This is a genomic window from uncultured Shewanella sp. (assembly GCF_947501225.1).
Lineage (GTDB): Bacteria > Pseudomonadota > Gammaproteobacteria > Enterobacterales > Shewanellaceae > Shewanella.
On record NZ_CANMUW010000008.1, the window covers coordinates 42801 to 60445 of the forward strand.

At 48.2% G+C, this 17645-nt stretch carries 13 protein-coding genes; 4 read left to right on the forward strand and 9 right to left on the reverse strand.

What is annotated here, in order from left to right:
• Window positions 1–9 precede the first annotated feature (9 nt).
• From hypD to hyaA, 9 genes are all read right to left on the reverse strand, one after another.
• On the reverse strand, window positions 10–1125 hold the full coding sequence (hypD, locus tag Q1B47_RS12910; protein WP_299794310.1) for a hydrogenase formation protein HypD: 1116 nt from the start codon (window positions 1123–1125) through the stop codon (window positions 10–12).
• Between the two features lie 3 nt (window positions 1126–1128).
• Window positions 1129–1368 (reverse strand): HypC/HybG/HupF family hydrogenase formation chaperone, encoded by a 240-nt coding sequence (gene hypC / locus Q1B47_RS12915; protein ID WP_299794312.1) that lies wholly within the window; start codon window positions 1366–1368, stop codon window positions 1129–1131.
• Window positions 1369–1370: 2 nt separating this feature from the next.
• A complete protein-coding gene (gene hypB / locus Q1B47_RS12920; protein ID WP_299794314.1) occupies window positions 1371–2129 on the reverse strand; it encodes a hydrogenase nickel incorporation protein HypB in 759 nt (252 codons plus the stop codon).
• 102 nt (window positions 2130–2231) lie between these two features.
• Window positions 2232–4589, reverse strand: coding sequence for a carbamoyltransferase HypF (hypF, locus tag Q1B47_RS12925; RefSeq protein WP_299794316.1), 2358 nt, complete (start codon window positions 4587–4589; stop codon window positions 2232–2234).
• 6 nt (window positions 4590–4595) lie between these two features.
• Window positions 4596–6320 carry a NiFe hydrogenase gene (locus Q1B47_RS12930; protein WP_299794319.1) on the reverse strand — a complete coding sequence of 575 codons (1725 nt, stop codon included), beginning with the start codon at window positions 6318–6320 and terminating at the stop codon, window positions 4596–4598.
• A complete protein-coding gene (locus Q1B47_RS12935; RefSeq protein ID WP_299794322.1) occupies window positions 6307–6864 on the reverse strand; it encodes a HyaD/HybD family hydrogenase maturation endopeptidase in 558 nt (185 codons plus the stop codon). The genes Q1B47_RS12930 and Q1B47_RS12935 overlap by 14 nt, the downstream gene beginning before the upstream one ends.
• A 180-nt stretch (window positions 6865–7044) precedes the next feature.
• On the reverse strand, window positions 7045–7710 hold the full coding sequence (gene cybH, locus Q1B47_RS12940; RefSeq protein WP_299794325.1) for a Ni/Fe-hydrogenase, b-type cytochrome subunit: 666 nt from the start codon (window positions 7708–7710) through the stop codon (window positions 7045–7047).
• A gap of 22 nt (window positions 7711–7732) precedes the next feature.
• Complete coding sequence (hyaB, locus tag Q1B47_RS12945; RefSeq protein WP_299794328.1) at window positions 7733–9436, reverse strand: nickel-dependent hydrogenase large subunit; 1704 nt, start codon at window positions 9434–9436, stop codon at window positions 7733–7735.
• A gap of 3 nt (window positions 9437–9439) precedes the next feature.
• Window positions 9440–10576 (reverse strand): nickel-dependent hydrogenase small subunit, encoded by a 1137-nt coding sequence (gene hyaA / locus Q1B47_RS12950; protein ID WP_299794331.1) that lies wholly within the window; start codon window positions 10574–10576, stop codon window positions 9440–9442.
• A gap of 450 nt (window positions 10577–11026) precedes the next feature.
• Here hyaA and Q1B47_RS12955 point away from each other — a divergent pair, with 450 nt between their 5' ends.
• From Q1B47_RS12955 to Q1B47_RS12970, 4 genes are all read left to right on the forward strand, one after another.
• Window positions 11027–11443 (forward strand): CBS domain-containing protein, encoded by a 417-nt coding sequence (locus Q1B47_RS12955; RefSeq protein ID WP_299794334.1) that lies wholly within the window; start codon window positions 11027–11029, stop codon window positions 11441–11443.
• Window positions 11444–11769: 326 nt separating this feature from the next.
• Window positions 11770–12540, forward strand: a complete 771-nt coding sequence (locus Q1B47_RS12960) for a transporter substrate-binding domain-containing protein (RefSeq protein WP_299794337.1) — start codon at window positions 11770–11772, stop codon at window positions 12538–12540.
• A gap of 208 nt (window positions 12541–12748) precedes the next feature.
• Complete coding sequence (gene hrpA / locus Q1B47_RS12965; protein ID WP_299794617.1) at window positions 12749–16630, forward strand: ATP-dependent RNA helicase HrpA; 3882 nt, start codon at window positions 12749–12751, stop codon at window positions 16628–16630.
• Window positions 16631–17343: 713 nt separating this feature from the next.
• Window positions 17344–17625 (forward strand): chaperone NapD, encoded by a 282-nt coding sequence (locus Q1B47_RS12970; protein WP_299794340.1) that lies wholly within the window; start codon window positions 17344–17346, stop codon window positions 17623–17625.
• Window positions 17626–17645: the final 20 nt, after the last annotated feature.

The window sequence follows — 17645 nt, forward strand, 5'->3', positions numbered from 1 at the left end:
TCGACATGGTTAAACTCCGTTGTAGCGGTAGTAAGCGTTACAGGCGCCTTCGGAGCTGACCATACAGCTTCCCAGAGGTGATTCGGGGCTGCAGCCTCGTCCGAAGACCTTACAATCTTTGGGATTAGCGAGTCCGCGCAGGATATCACCACATTGACAGGCTTTATGGTCGTCGATCTCTTTCACTGGCAATCTGTCGGCGTATATGATCTCGGCATCCCTGTGGGCATACTTAGTACTGAGCTTCAGCGCAGAGTTGGGTATAGGACCCAGGCCGCGCCAGCGGAAATCTTCCCTAATCTCGAAGAACTCTTCGTTCTTCTCCTGTGCAGCAAGGTTTCCCTCTTCGGTAACCGCACGGCTATATTGTACATCCAGCTCGGCTATGCCTTGTGCTTTCTGTTTGGTGATCCTTAAGATGGACTCCATAACGTCGACAGGTTCAAACCCCGATACCACGACAGGCATATGGTAGTTCTCAACGGCAGGGCGGTACACCTTGGCACCACTTATCACACTGACATGAGCTGGACCGATAAATGCGTTAACCGTCGCCTTAGGATCTGCCATTACGGCATCCATTGCCGGTGGTACTAACACATGGTTGATGTGAAACAAGAGGTTATCGATACCTCGCTTTTCCGCTTGCTCGAGAAGTACCGCCGTCATAGGGGTAGAGGTCTCGAAGCCTATTGCGAAGAAGATGACTGTCTTGTCCGGATTCTCGGTGGCGATGGTCAGGGCATCGAGCGGGTCGTAGATTGGGCGAATATCGCACCCTTTAGCCCTGAATTCGGCCAGGCTGCCTTTGGAGCCGGGCACACGGATCATGTCACCCAATGTAACCAAAATAGTATTAGGTTGGCTGGCAAGCATAGCGGCATGGTCGATACGCTCTTTAGGCATGATACAGACCGGACAGCCTGGTCCATGAATGAACTTGATGTTGTCCGGCAGGAGCTGGTTCAGGCCGTATTTCATGATGGTATGAGTATGTCCGCCACACACCTCCATGATATTGATAGGCTCGGGACATTTCGCTGCTTCAATGGCGATCATCTCTGCCAACTTTGCAATAATACTTGGGTCTCTGAACCCCTGGTAAAGTGATTTCAGTGGTAACATTAATTACTCCGCCGCGGCCATTTTTTCGACAATTTCGTCATAAAGCTTGATACTCTCCAATGCGTCGGCTTTATCGATCTTATTCATGACGAATCCGATGTGGATCAAGACATAATCACCTATTTCCAAGGGCTCCTGCATGAGGTGGGCACTGACCTTCCTTCTTACTCCCATCGTCTCAACAGTGACACTTTGCTCCTCTTCGTGAAGTTCAACGACCTGTGAAGGGATTGATAAACACATGATTACGCTCCTTTACGGTGAGTTTTAAGCCAGTTGGCAACTTGAGCCATAGAGTCGCCATCCTTGATGGAAACAGGCAGTACCTCAACTTCCGGATTGAGTTTCTTCACCTGAGCGCGAGCCTCTTCGACGCTGAAGTCAAAGTAGGGAAGTAGATCGCACTTGGTTATCAGCACAAGATCGGCGCGGCGGAACATGACCGGATATTTTTCAATCTTATCATCGCCTTCAGGTACGGATACCAGGACAACATTCAGGTGCGTACCGACATCATATGAGGCGGGGCAGACCAGGTTCCCGACGTTTTCTACGAAGCAGATATCGAGATCTTTCAGCTCTATGTGGTGCAGGGCGCTGTGAACCATAAATGCATCGAGGTGACAGGCCGAGCCGGTTTGGATCTGATAAGCGTCGATCCCTTTGGCTTTTAATCTGTCAGCATCACGTGAAGTTTCCAGATCGCCCTCGATTACGGCGTATTTGAGATCTGTGTATTCATGTAAGTTTTCAAGCAAGGTCGTCTTACCGCTGCCCGGACTACTCATTAAGTTGAAGGCTGTAACCCCGTTGGCTTCGAAATGTTCGCGGTTATGAGCGGCTTCGATATCATTTTTATCGAGTATTTTGTGAATAACCGCTAATGTTTTCTTATCATTCAGTTGGGGATTACTATGTAGATCGCCGTGAGAGTGATGTTCATGATCATGAGAATGCTCGCCATGAGTGGGACGAGTCAGTGAACAGCCGCAATCTTTACACATTGTTGTACTCCATTTTTAGTCCTGATGTTAAATAATGTCTGAAAATGTGAAAATTTCTTTGATTCCCATCAGGTCAGTTATTGATTATTGTTGTTTTGCACTTTAATTGTGATGCAAGCCATACCAGAGTTGGCCCAGAGCAATACCGCCATCGTTGATAGGAACCTGATGAGATGTCAGTCGCTCATGTCCCAGCTCGTTAAGTCGGGCGATGGTTTGCTCACTGAGATACCGGTTTTGAAATACCCCGCCACATAAAACCACGGGCAGGGAGCGATGTTGTTTTGCAAGGTCAGTGATGGCATCGGTGAGGCTAATCATAAATCCGCGGGCAATAGCGCCGATTCTCTGCTGGGTCAGGGGCTCTTGGGTGACAGATGCCACCAACTGGCTAAACAGGGTATTGAGATCCCACATCCCGTCGATAACCGGGAGGGAGAAATTAAACTCACCCGCCATCTTACTATCGATTGAGGTGTCGGCATGATTTGCTGCCGCTTCGAGCAACATTCCGGCTTGGCCTTCAAACTGCGTCTTCTCAATCAAACCAAGTAGCACGGCTACTGCATCGAAAATACGTCCTACCGAAGAGGTTTCAATACAGTTACTCCCGGCCTGCCATAATCTATGCAGATTCTCTATAAGTCGGGGTTCGGTTCTATTCAGGATGGGCAATGAGAGTGCATTGATCTCCTGTGGTGAGTATTGTTGAAACAGGATGGCGAGCAGTAAACGTTTCGGGTCCCTGATAGCCTGTTCTCCGCCGATAAGCTTGAAGGGCTTAATGTGGCATACCCGCTGAAAGCCATCCACATCGGCAATGAGCGCCTCGCCGCCCCACAATGACTGGTCGTCACCGAGCCCGGTACCATCGAAGCTAAAGCCTAATACTTTCTCTTTAACCTGATTAACAGCCATGACACTCAATATATGGGCATGATGATGCTGAATTTCTAAGTGTTTTGCCTCCTCGTTCTGCTCAGTAAATTGTTGTGCCCATTTGGAAGGGGCATAGTCCGGGTGTTTGTCGCTGATGACCACATTGGGACTAAATTGGTAGAGGCGTTTGAAGGTCGCCAATGTATGCTCAAAATAGCTTTCTGCTTCTAAGCTAAACAGATCGCCGATATGAGGGCTCAATACCATCTTGTCGGCGAAGCCAAATGCGATACTGTTTTTTTGTTGTGCCCCAACGGCAAGCCGGTGCGATGCACTAGCTGTAGGGTTGTGTATACTCAGCGGCGCAAAACCACGGGCTAAGCGTAGCACCTGGACTTCATCGCCTACACATTGGATGACGCTGTCATCACAGGCGTTGATGATGGGGCGGTTATGGTCGAGTATCGAGTCGACAACGTCTCCCAGTTGAGCAACAATCTCATCAGCGTCACAAATGATCGGCTCACCGCTACGGTTAGCGCTGGTGGCGACGATGGGAATGTTGAGCTCTTTCAAAAGAAGAGAGTGAAGTGGGGTATAGGGTAAAAATACCCCCAACTTATCGATGCCAGGTGCGATAGCGGGGCTGAGTCCCGGGGTCGACGAGCGGCATTTAGTCATGATTGTGATAGGTCTTTCAATCGAGGTGAGCTGCTCCCACTCAAATTGAGAACCTGTCACTATGGATTTTGCCATTTCCAGATTGCTTACCATCACAGCCAGTGGTTTAGCCGGACGTCTCTTCCTCTCTCTCAAACGCTCAACTGCGCCATGATTGGTTGCATCACAGACTAAATGGAAGCCACCAAGGCCCTTAATTGCAACGATCTCCCCCTGTAACAGCCTTTGTACTGTTGCGCTCAGCGCCCTGTCGGCTTGGGCGATGCTGGCCCCATCTCTGGTGAGCAGAGAGAGCTGCGGCCCGCACTGTGGACAGCTGACGGGCTGAGCATGATAACGCCTGTCCATTGGGTCGAGATAGGAGCTCTTACAAGTTTCACACATATCAAAGCTTGCCATAGATGTGTGTTTACGATCGTAAGGCAGGGCGTTAATCAGTGTATATCTGGGGCCGCAATTGGTGCAGTTGGTAAACGGATAGCGGTAGTGGCGGTTATCCGGGTCATTAATTTCATCTAAACAGCTACTGCAGCAGCTCTTATCCGGTGAGACAGCAACCACCGCATTCGAATTACCATCACTGGCTACAATGATGAAATCCTCACAATTATCATCGATGGCAATCTGTTTGGAACTAAGTGTATCTATACGGGCAAGTGGGGGAGGCGAGTTATGAAAACGTTCGATAAAGCTGTCGATATCGTTCTGTTGCCCTTGAACTTCAATGGTTACCCCTTGGCCGTTATTAAGGACGAAGCCACTGAGGCGTTCACTTTTTGCGTAACGATATACGAAGGGCCGGAAACCGACCCCCTGAACGATACCCGTGACAGTAATCTCAACCCTTGCAACCTTGGGCTGCGAGGAGCTGAGAGTGTAATTGTCTTTGGTTTCAATCATTAATTGTTATCTTCGCTTCTTAAGGTAGAGCCCGCCGACAGCAAGGTTGTTTCCATCGAGATCGAGCCTGTGGTTGACTTTCAGAGGGAAGTTTTTACCCAGTCTTAATGATAATCTTTGAGTCAACACCTCATTGGCAAACTCACTGCCAGCAAGGACGACGGAGTTAACACCAACGTTGAGATCCAGATGCTCAATCCAGTTGGCTAAAAAGTCGGCGAGTGAATCTTGCATGCCGAAGGCAAGTTTGAATGCATCTCTATCGTCAGCCAGCCTGAAACTTATCAGTGAACCCAGTGTTTTGCACCAGTTTAGGCTTCTATGGGCTTCCCCCTTAGTCAGTGGGTAGTCAATTCTGGGTGAATTAGAGCCCCTGTGGGCCATGGCGCAGCTGATTAGGGCGTCACTGAGAGATTCTTTAGCCAGTGATTTGGATGAGAGGCCGAGGATAATTGCCGAAATAGCCCATAGGCTTTGCAGGTTATCAGTGGGGGCCGCTAAGTTCAGATCGAGCAACCTGAGATAGTCATCCGGGTATTTCTGTTTGAACTTTTCCACTACGCTTCGCTGCGGGCTCTGCTCCAGTTGGTGATAGATCTCATACCCTGTGCTTGGAAGCTGTGGCAGAGAGAAGAAAAGCTCACTCTTTTGGGTCCTGTCCTGGGTAAGGATCTGCCCCGTATGTTGCTGGCTGAAGTAGATAACGGCCGAGTTTTTGAACTGACCGCTTTCAAGGTTCCCCGCATTGAGCGCGCAGATCCCTGCATCAGTCATGTCGCGTCGGTTATCATCAGTAGCCGAAGCCTTGCAGCTGATCACTCCCTTCTTCCAGCTGGCAGTTATGCCGTTAAAGCTTGCCTCATCGTGCAGAGGTTCCGGCGTTTCCTCTAATACAACCCATGATTGCTGTTCATGAGCTGTGCTGGATATTTTACTCCAGGCCGATTGTATCCAAACCATAGGCTTGTCAAGGTTGTCGGCATTGAAATAGATCCAATCTACTCCTCGCTGTCTTAATATTTCACACAAGACCACAATCCCACGGTTGTAGGCGAAACAGATATCGTACAGAGGCGCATTCAGTTTGGGGTGGTCGCTGACAGGTCGTGCGGTGATCAATGGTTTTTCGATGCTCGACAGGGCTAATATCTGGTGATCTTTTAGGTGAAACTGAGCATTGAGGGTATTAGGGTTGCAGACAAGCAGCTTGTCCCTGCCTTCACTATCCAGAGGTGAGAGACTCAGCGTGACGGGGGAGTTGCTCGGAAATAGCGCATGACCATCTGTCAGTAGTTTATCTGCTACAGAGGCGATATCAGCAAAGGAGAGGCCTAAGTGTTCTTCATTGAGGCGGGTTTCGCCCTGACAGCAGTCGCATTTTAAGGATATATCGCCAAATTGTGGCGACTGGTTGTCGCCAAATTTCGGCAGGCATTGCTGGCAAAACTCCTGCTCTACCTTAGCGTTGGGTAGAAGCTGATGCCCACCCATTCGGGATTCGATCAGTGAGATCCGCGAGTCGGTTAACCATACGGAGATCAGAAAATCCTGGGCAATCGCATCGGCAAGAGATTCAAGCTCCTTCAACTCTCCCTGCGCTTCGATAAAATAGACCTGATCTTGATAACCTACCGTTATATTGAGCTGATCATGATTAAGATATTGATTACATAGATGCGCATAAAGGGGAACCTGTCTTGAGCAGGTAAATTCAAACCTAATATTCTTCATTATAAGTAACACCGCGTTTGTATGACTCGGGGATTAAGGTATTGATATCTATTTCATTGATGCGTTCGCAGCTGAAATTAAGCTGGTTAAAATGTTCTAATAATGTTTTTTCCATGAGGGGAACCGCCGCCTCGACCATAGGGGTCAGGCCCAGGGTCATCGGCTCAAGTACGGTGGGAGTCACACCCAGGATAAATGTTTTAGGGCGATCGCCTACCATATCCATCATGTTCAATGTTTGCAGCATTTCGACTTCGTGAGCGCTGCCTTGCCAGTCGATCTCTGCCGGGGCCTTATCGAAATCGAAGAAATAAACCTGCCCGGGTTCCACACCATGGGCGTTGACTGTGTCGACAACAATTAAGTAATCATATTGACAGATAATTGGGATTAATCCCTGAGCGAGGGTGCCACCATCTGTAATATCCAGTTGGTCACTCTCATGGCTGAATTTGAAATTTTCAGCGATATAATTGACGAAATGTACACCGATACCTTCATCTGCGTACAGGACATTGCCAATACCTAGCAGCAATACCTTCATTAAAACCTTGCCTTGTTGTTAGGGACTATCATCATCGATAAGTAAGGTTTATACCTGCTTTCAACACCACTTTCTATCCATGAAAATACAGTGATCAGATAATAATGGTCTAAATATAATAAAAGTACGCCGATAAAAACATCGGCGTACCCTGATACTGCTTAATGACTACAATATCTACTAGTGCTTCTTGTGGTAATCATAACCAGAGACTATAGAATCTACAGAGTTATGCTTGAACCTGATACCCGACCAAACGGCCATGTATACATGGACAAGTACGAAGATGACAAATACCCAAGTCAGGTAATGATGCCAAATTCTTACTTGTGCCAGTCCACCCATCTGTGCGGTGATCCAACCTGCCGCATCCCACATCATGCCACCCATTCCAAGGTGATAGACGTTGGCATACAGTACCAGGCCGGTGATACAGATAAACAGAGCCATAAATGAGATCAATACATAGGTTGTGAACTGTAGTGGTCCATAAACACCCGCTTTATCAAGGTGTCCCATCCATAAGTAAGATTTCAGGTTTTTAACCCAGCTAGTTACACTCGCCGCATCTCGGAAAGATCGACGTTCGATGTCGCTCTTGCCGAAGAAGAAGAGGTAAAAGCGCACCAGGGTGATGGCCGTTAACGCAAAGCCAAACACTAAGTGAGCGAAGCGGATATAGCTCTGAACCTGAATATCGTTATTTTCAGGTGCCACTAAAAATGGCCAAGATATATAAAATCCTGTGATTACCAGAACGAGTATCGACAGTGCGCGAAGCCAGTGAAAAATCCGGATCGCAGGGCTGAAGATCAAGTCTCTAGTATGGGTCGCAGAATGATTCATTTTGCTATCCCTCCCTTAGTGATTATTGGCCGTTGGGATCGATACGGAACTCACCCAACTCTTGTCCCTTAAAGTCCATAACGTGTACAGAACACGCCATACAAGGGTCAAACGAGTGAATAATACGTATGACTTCCAGTGGCTTAGTTGGATCTTCCAACTTAAGGCCAACCAAAGAGGCTTCATATGGACCCATCTTACCGTTAGCATCGACGGGACCTGCGTTCCAGGTTGTCGGTACTACAGCCTGATAGTTCTCTACTAAACCGCCTTTGATACGGATCCAGTGACTTAGCATGCCGCGAGGCGCTTCAATCATGGCGTGTCCAACGTACTCCTGATTTGAGTCCATCTCAGGCTTAACATAGGTAGACTCATCAGACTGCATGTTGACCAGCATAGCGTCGAACGTCTTAAGACCCTCTTCGGCGACAATCACTGTCTGTAGCATGCGAGCCGCAGTACGGCCAAGAGTAGTGAATAGTGCTTCAATTGGCAGACCCGTTGCTTCGAGCAGGCCGTTGACTGAGTCAACAACAACCTTGTTGCCTTTAGCGTAGCTCACAAGCAAGCTGGCAAGTGGTCCCACTTCCATTGGCTCATCGTCATAACGTGGTGACTTCACCCATGAGTACTTACCGTCGCCATCTAGGGTAGGTAACTTACCGTAGACTGTGTCACGCTCAACGAAACCTGTATAGTCAGGTACCGTTGTACCGTCATATGGATGCTGTGCGCCATCTGCCTTATACCAGGCGTGGGTGACATCTTCCTTGATAAGATCAGGGTTGATATCGGTTACACCGGCCAGGTCGCCATTCATGATCACACCCTGATCGAACATGTACTGACCATCGGCCAATACGAAGTCGTTGGTTGCCATGAAGTTCTTCACGTTTACACCGCCAAGAACGCTTGGTTCACCACCGAATGCGGCAGCCGCCATCACGATGTCAGCCTTGTAAGCACGGTGAATGAAGTCAGTCACGATAGCGTGTTTCTGCTTCCACTCCTGAAGACGTGCAGGGCTTAACATGTCACGAACCGAAGTCACACCACCAACAACCAAAGATTGTGGATGCGGAGACTTACCGCCGAAGATAGCTAACATCTCGGCTGCGACACGCTGAACTTCCAGTGCCTTAAGGTAGTGAGAAAGGGCAATAAGGTTCTGCTCGGGAGTAAACTTGTAGGTGCTGTTGCCCCAGTAGGCGTTAGCAAATGGGCCAAGCTTACCTGTCTCTACGAACCCTTTGACACGCTCCTGTACGGCACGCAGTTCACCTTCGCCGGCAGCGATAGGCTTATCTGTGTACTTAAGGGCTTCTTGTGCAGCCGCTGCAGGGTCGGCGCTCAGTGCCGAAACTACGTCTACCCAATCCAGACCATGCAGATGATAGAAATGAACGATATGGTCATGCATATACAGAGATGTCTGCATCAATGAACGCAGATACTTAGCGTTCAATGGGATCTGTGTCCCTAATGCATTTTCAACCGCTTCGATACCTGCACGGTAGTGAGAATAGGTACATACACCACAGATTCTCTGAACGATAAGGCCGACATCCATAGGGGTACGGCCCTTAAGGATGACTTCGATACCACGCCAAAGGGTTGAAGATGACCAAGCCTTGTTAATTACATTGTTTTCGTCGACTTCGACTTCGACACGCAAATGACCCTCAATACGGGTAATTGGATCGATTACTACACGCTTGCTCATTGATTACTCCTCCAGTGGTTTGGCAAAAATGCTTGTAACGGCATGGGCGCCAATACCCACTGCAGTTGCGCCAAGAATAACGGCACCAACGGTGTCCGCAGTAGCATCAATTCCATGGAGGAGTTGTCTGCCGAGTGGCTTCTCAAAGTCAGCCATATCATCCCAGAAATTAGGCTCTGAGCAGCCCATACAACCGTGTCCTGCAAGTACAGGCCAACTTGTATGATGGTTAAAGCGTTCGGTCGGGCAGTTGTTGTAGGTATAAGGACCTTTACAACCAACCTTGTAGAGGCAGTAACCCTCTTTAGCACCCTGGTCACCAAACTCTTCGACAAACTCACCAGCATCGAAGCGACCGCGACGTTCGCAGTTGTCGTGTACACGAGCACCGTAAGCCCACTTAGGACGGTTGAACATATCCAGGGCCGGTAGTTTGCCGAACATGATGAAGTACATCAGGGTACCGACAATGTTTTTCTCACTTGGAGGACAACCACCCAAGTTGATCACAGTCTTGTCGACAACTTCATGAACGCCTTTCGCACCCGTTGGGTTAGGAGAAGCGGCCTGAATACCACCGAAAGCAGCACAGGTACCTACTGAAATGATCGCCGCAGCGCCATCGGCAGCATGCTTGACGATGTCCAGTCCGGTGTGACCTTTACAACCTACGGTCAGGAAAGCACCGTTGTTGGCCGTAGGGACCGCACCTTCAACAGCGAGAAGGTAGTTGCCTTTGTAGGCTTCCATTGCATGCTCAAGGTTCTCTTCAGCCTGCCAACCGGCAGCTGCCATCAAGGTCTCATGGTATTCCAGAGAAACATGATCGAAGATGAGAGAATCCAGATTAGGTGTATCGGTTCTTACCAAAGACTCAGAACAACCTGTGCACTCGGCCATGTGTAACCAGATTAACGGTACTCTATCGGCAAGTTCCGCGGCTTCCGCAACAAGCGTGCTGAATGGAAGGGGTAGAGCAAGCATCGCTGTAACGGATGCACTCCACTTCATAAAATCACGGCGAGTGATGCCGTGTTCTTTCATTTTGCTAGTTAATGACTGTCCGTCTCGGGATTTGAGCTGGCGCAGCATATCCAAACGCGCCTGTCCCTGTCGATATAGGGCTGCATGTGTGTCCATGTTAAACCTTTGTTGTTGTTTTGGGGGTGAATTGTTTTTTGCTCACTTTTCGGAAACAAGTCTATGCCTAAAAAAATGAAAAATATTGACTCATATCAAGCTTTGTTGTGCTTGAGACTAAAGTCGTGCATTAGGTTTCATCAATATGAGCTAGATCATCTTTCACGACGCGACTGGGTCAAAATGTCCCACTTTGAAAAAATGCTCGTTGTCACTCACATAAATAAAACTGATTAAATCTAGTGGGTTAAAGGAAAAACACTTGTTTTACAGTGTGTTTTAAACTTGCATGTTTTTTACCAGTTTGCAATGTTAATTATTTGGTTAATTTGTTGCCGATTACACTATTTCAACAAAATTAGTCATTTAGATTAGCGTTGTTGAATATTTTCTATACAGTTCATTAATATCTTATGTAAACTAAGGTCAGTACACACCGGAGGGAAAACTATGGACTCTATAAAAGTTAATGAACATATGGACCGTCAACCCGTGCTGCTTACACCCGAAATGTCGTTGGCTTCGGCAGTAGAAGCGCTGTTAAACGAGAAGAAACAGGGAGCACCCGTGGTTGATGCGTCGGGACAGCTTGTTGGGTTTCTGTCTCAGCAGGATTGTATGTCTGTGATGTTGAAGAGTAGTTACCATTGTGATTTAGTGGCCAACGTCAATGATTGTATGCGTAGCGATGTGCTCTGGGTGTCGCCCGACGATAGCATTTTGGGGCTGGCCGAGCAGATGCTGGGGGAGAAACCAAAGATCTATCCTGTGGTCGAGGAGGGGAGGGTCATCGGTACCATCAACCGCACTAATGTACTCACAGCTATCAACAACTATATGCAGCAGTGTTATCTCGCACCGGCTTAGGTTTTTCGATTAGGCCCAGCCTTATGCTGCGAGAGCGTCTCGCAGCATAAGGCGTCTCTTGACTGTTTTTCCATTTATTACCCCTTGTACTTTTCTGTTTACTCCGGGAGCAGCTTCCCTCTGTCACATATCCCCGGCGTAATAATATTTAACCGCTCGGCCAGACGGCTTTTAAGCAAATATTTATATAGCCAGCTATGCTTGATAGGTGGCGGCCGCGATGCCGCATCTGATTCTAAGTTGCTGTGACGCAGGAGGCGGTAACAATTATACGATTAGGGGTCTCGTTCAACAGGATGGTTATCTTATAGACTCCTGGGGTTAAGATGAAAAGAATCATTATTTTCATATTTACCACTATTCAATTCATGTTTGTCGCTCAGGCTGCCGAGCTTAAGTTCGTCACCCATAACTTTCCGCCATTTAGCTATATCAAGGGGGAGGCCTTATCGGGAGCGGCTATCGATATTGTCAGGCAAGCATGCGATGACACAGATATCAGCTGCTCTATCGAGTTACTGCCATGGAAACGCTCGCAATTTAAAGTGAAACGGGGACTGGTGCAGGCAATGCTGGTCATCGGATGGAATAACAAGCGGGCCCAATGGCTTACCTTCTCCCCGCCTCTGCTGAAGACTCAGTATGGGTTCTTCGTTAATAGTTCTAACCCTTTGAACTATTCCTCACTTTCAGATCTGGCCGGTGCCAGAGTTGGTGTCCTCGAATCTTCTAATACCTCGGAGCACCTGAAGAAGATCCGTCAGCAGATGATTGAGGCAAACCTTGAGCCCATCACCATTCAGGAGATCCATGACAATACACAAGTGTTTAAGATGTTGAATAACGAAGGTCGTAATATCGAGATGATCTACTCCAACAGAGACGTCGGCAATACACTTATTGCTCAGGGAAACTTTAATAATGTCCGTTATGCAGGTTCAAACGAGGAGCTGTATTACTATATCGGCTATGGCCGAAAGCACGCCGACAAGGAGGTTGTGGACCGTTTCAACATGAGTTTACAAAGGCTGCAACGCAGTGGTGTTATTCAGAGTATTTTAGCCGGATATAACCTGGAGTCGGCTGAACCTGAGTAAGTTAGCGTTTGATAAGGAGATGACCGGTGTGGATTGGTTGATCTGTTCCATGCCTGCGACGACGTTAACCGGGCTTGGTGGCGTTTACTCGTCGAATAATACTCAGAGTCCCACTATTGCCTGTCATTTACCGGCGCGCAGGAAAATTTTCCATACCAAAAACCTCCTATCCTTGCTAGGATCCCTTTTTTGATCCTGGCAATGGAATCTGGACTTGAGTTCGCAACAACACCCTCTATCGAATACATATCTAAAACAGTGCTATCAAGCCGACGTTTCTCGAATAAGACGACGCCTATACAGACTCAATAAAGAGGCTGATTCAGATAAGAAGCGCCTCGCCATAGAGAAACTGGAAGCACAAGCCGTTGAAGCTTTTGAAAAGGTAGAGAAACGACGTCAGGCGCGTCCGGAGATCACTTACCCCGAAGGTTTACCAATCTCGCAAAAACGCGAGGAGATAGCCAGGGCGATCGCTGGTCATCAGGTGGTGATCGTCGCAGGTGAAACGGGATCGGGTAAAACGACTCAGTTACCTAAGATCTGCCTGGAGCTTGGTCTGGGTTGTCGCGGCTTGATTGGCCATACTCAACCAAGGCGCCTGGCGGCCAGAAGTGTCGCCACTCGTGTTGCCGAAGAGCTTAAGAGTCCGCTCGGTGAGGTTGTCGGCTTTAAGGTTCGATTTGCTGATGCGATAAATGATGGTTCATACATTAAGCTGATGACAGACGGTATCTTGCTGGCCGAGCTTACCAACGATAAATTCCTCGACCAATATGACACTATCATCATAGATGAGGCCCATGAACGAAGCCTCAATATCGATTTTATCTTAGGTTACCTGAAAAACGTCCTTAAGAAGCGTCCGGATCTCAAGGTGATCATCACTTCGGCAACGATCGATCTCGACAAGTTTTCGAAACACTTCGGTGATGCCCCAATCATCGAGGTCTCGGGGCGTACCTATCCGGTGGAGACACGTTTCAGGCCGCTGGTACGCGATAGTGATGAAGATCTGGATTTGACCGAAGGAATATTTGAAGCCGTCGATGAACTCACTGCAGAAGGGCCCGGCGACATTCTTATCTTTATGAATGGTGAGCGTGAAATTCGAGATGTAGCCGATCAGTTGAATCGTCGTCAGTATCGCGATACCGAGATATTACCCCTATATGCTCGCCTCTCTTACGGTGAACAGTCGAAAGTATTCAAGAGCCACGTCGGCCGACGCATCGTACTGGCCACTAACGTGGCAGAAACCTCGCTGACGGTTCCCGGTATCCGTTATGTTATCGATCCCGGTACGGCTCGTATCAGTCGATATAGCTACCGAACCAAGGTTCAACGTCTTCCTATTGAGCCGATCTCACAGGCCAGTGCCAATCAGAGGCAGGGGCGTTGTGGTCGTGTCGCGCCGGGGATCTGTATCCGTCTGTATAGTGAGGAGGACTTCAGCGGTCGTCCGGAATTTACCGATCCTGAGATCCTGCGTACCAATCTGGCCTCCGTGATTCTGAAGATGCTGTCGATCGGACTTGGTGATATCGAAGCTTTCCCGTTTATCCAGTCACCGGACCAGCGCTATATCCGTGATGGCTTCCTGCTCCTTGAGGAGTTGGAAGCCGTACGCAAGGCGAAGGGGCGTTTAGCCTTGACTCCTTTGGGAAAGAAGTTGGCTCATATCCCGGTGGATCCCCGCTTGGCACGTATGGTGGTTCAGGCTGAAAAGTTTGGTTGTCTTCATGAGACACTCGTCATCACCTCTGCACTGTCGATTCAAGATCCACGGGAACGTCCTATGGATAAGAGGCAGGCGGCCGATGAAGCCCATAAGAAACACAGTGACAAAAACTCAGATTTTGTTGCGTTTGTTAATCTGTGGGATCACCTTAAGGTGCAGCAAAAGCAGTACTCCTCAAGCCAGTTCAGGAAACAGTGCAAGAAAGAGTTTCTTGCTTACCTGAGGGTCAGGGAGTGGCAAGACCTCTACGTTCAGTTAAAGCAGGCCGTGCACGATCTTAAATGGCGGCTTAATACCGAACCTGCGGATTATGAGCTGCTGCATAAATCTTTGCTAACCGGACTGCTCAGTCATGTAGGCTTTAAAGATAAAGACAATGAGTATTTAGGAGCGCGCAATCGTAAGTTCTTCGTGTTTCCCGGTTCGCCGCTGGCGAAAAAGGGACCGAAATGGATCATGGCGGCAGAACTTACCGAAACCTCACGCCTGTTTGCCCGTTGCTGTGCCAAAATTCAACCCGAATGGATCGAGCCCTTAGCCGGTCATCTGGTGAAGAAAAACTACCTCGAGCCTCACTTCGAAGCTAAGCAGGGCAGTGTTGTCGCACTGGAAAACCAGGTCCTGTATGGCCTGACCATAGTTAATCGCCGTAAGACCCAGTATGGGCCGGTCAACGCTATTGAGGCGCGCGAGATCTTCATCCGCAGCGCCTTAGCCGACGGTGAGCTGCGTACCAATGAATCTTTCTTCATAAAGAATCGTAACTTACTCAAAGAAGTTGAAACCCTGGAGCATAAATCACGTCGCCGGGACATTTTGGTGGATGAACAGGTCCTGGTGGACTTCTATGAACCGCGAATTCCCGCGGGTATCTATAACGCCCCTAAATTTTTTAGCTGGTGGAAGACAGAGCGTAAAAAGAACCCGCATCTGTTAGATTTTGAACGTGAGCAATTGATGCAGCGCGGTGATAGTCATATCTCGGCACTGGATTTCCCGGATTTCTGGCATCAGGGGAACCTTAAGTTAGCTGTAAGCTATCACTTCGAGCCATCGGCCGAAGATGATGGGGTTTCAGTTCATGTACCGGTAGCCCTGCTTAACCAGATCGAAGATGTGGATTTTGATTGGCAGGTGCCGGGTCTGAGGGAGGAGAAGTGCATCGCATTGATTAAATCGCTTCCTAAGGCGATTCGACGCAACTTCGTTCCGGCGCCGGATTATGCCAAGGCATGCATACAGGCGATGAAGCCCTTCGAGATGAGCCTTATCGACGCCATGTGTAAACAGTTGTTGCGCATGAGTGGCGTGCGAGTCGCACCTGAAGATTTCGATCTCAATCAACTGACCAAGCATCTGCTGATCAATTTTAAGGTGGAGGGAGATAAGGGTAAGCTGGTTGCGCAATCCCGAGATATAGAAGAGTTAAAAGCCTCTCTGCAGGGGCAAGTGTCTCATGCTATCCGTCAGGTGGCCGATTCAGGCATTGAGAAATCGGACCTGTTAGAGTGGTCTTTCGGGGATCTGCCGAGCCAGTTCCAACAGAAGAAGGGGAACTTCGAGGTTAAAGCGTTTCCGGCTTTAGTCGATAACAGAGAATCTGTTGCTATCAAGTTATTCGATGATGAGAATGAAGCGATTCGGGCGCACCGCTCCGGTCTGCAGCGACTCCTGTTGATCAACATACCATCACCGGTTAAGCACCTGCAAAAAACCTTGCCAAACAAGGCGAAGTTAGCGATGTACTTTAACCCCTTTGGTCAGGTACAGATCTTGATCGACGATATTTTAGCGGCCGCGGTGCAACAGTTACTCGACGAGAAAGGTGTCGATGTGCGCTCACAGGCGAGTTTCGAGCAGGCTAAGGATTGGGTAAGGCAGGAGCTTAACCCTACGGCGGCCAAACTTGCGCTGAAAGTCGAAGAGATACTGACGCTCTATCAGAAGATTAAGAAGCGCTTGAAAGGTAAGATAAGCCTGGATATCGCCTTTGCAATGAGTGATATTCAGACACAGTTGGACAAGCTGGTATTTAAGGGGTTTGTCGAGCAGTGTGGATGGCAGCGTCTTCCGGATATGGTGCGTTACCTGAAAGCTATCGATAATCGATTGGATAAGTTACCCGTCGACCCTAATCGCGACAGGCTTCATATGCAAAGCATCAATAATGTACAAAATGAGCTCGAAACCCAATTGGCTAAACTTCCCAGATCGGCTGCCATCCCTGAGTCTCTGCTCGATGCCCGTTGGATGATTGAGGAGTACCGGGTCTCCTGTTTTGCTCAGGTTTTAGGTACGGCTTACCCTATCTCCGAGAAGCGTATTCTGAACAGAATTAAAGAGAGCTGATCTCAATTTTTTGATAGAGGAAACGACACCTTTTCATTGAAAAGCGCAGCGTTATCGTCTGCGCTTTTTTATTCCCCCGGCTTTTGAATCCGGGGGCTCGACACCCCCTCATTGTCTGGATGTATCTGCGCCTCCTACCATCACCGCCTTAACTCAGTGTTAAGTGCCTGCTTTTTGTACACGCTTTTTGTGAGCTGTGTATCTATTTAGCGATAGCTTTACATCTTGCTAACTTGTTGTTAGGGAGATTGTGTGAGTTGGATCACGTTAAAAGTTGTTCCAGATCATGGTAATTATTAGAATGTTTGATTTTTAAGCTAAAATGTTTAGGTATTTGTTTTGATCTGGATCACAGGTTGCCCTGCAAATGTGATGGCCGTCGATCCGCTTGGGCTTTACCAAGTTAGGGGTATACAGCTGGAGATCTCAATACGGGTACCATTTCAAGCAAGTTAACAGCTTGGTTGAGATTTTACATACCAATCATCTAATTCGAGCCTGAATCTATGGCTCACCATGTGCGAGGCTAACGCCCCATGTTGGAGGAGTTATGAGTTTCACAGCCGAAGAAGAGAAAAGTCTAGAGCTTAAGGCTTTTATTTTTCTTACCGCCTTTTTCGCCTCTGTTGTATCGGTACTTTTGAGATTTTCTTCTCTGGTTGTCCAGGCTGTGTCATTTAAAAATTGTCCCAAGATAGATAAGGAACACCCACATGTCGTTAGCTGAGGCGCATATATCAAGCCTGCTTGTACAAGTTAGCCCCGAGCATTTAGAGGAAACCAAAGGCCTTATAGCAGGGTTAAAAGAGGCCGAAATTTACGGTGTTAATGAAGTCGGAAAAATTGTTGTGGTGCTTGAGACCCAAACAGAGGGCTTTATTAGCGAGATCATAGAACAGATTAACGACATGCCTGGAGTGTTAGGTGCAACCATGGTGTATCACCAGATTGATGTCGAACCAAACAGCAAAAAATCAATTTCCAAAAATAGCTAATGTGTTAGCGAGGAACAAGT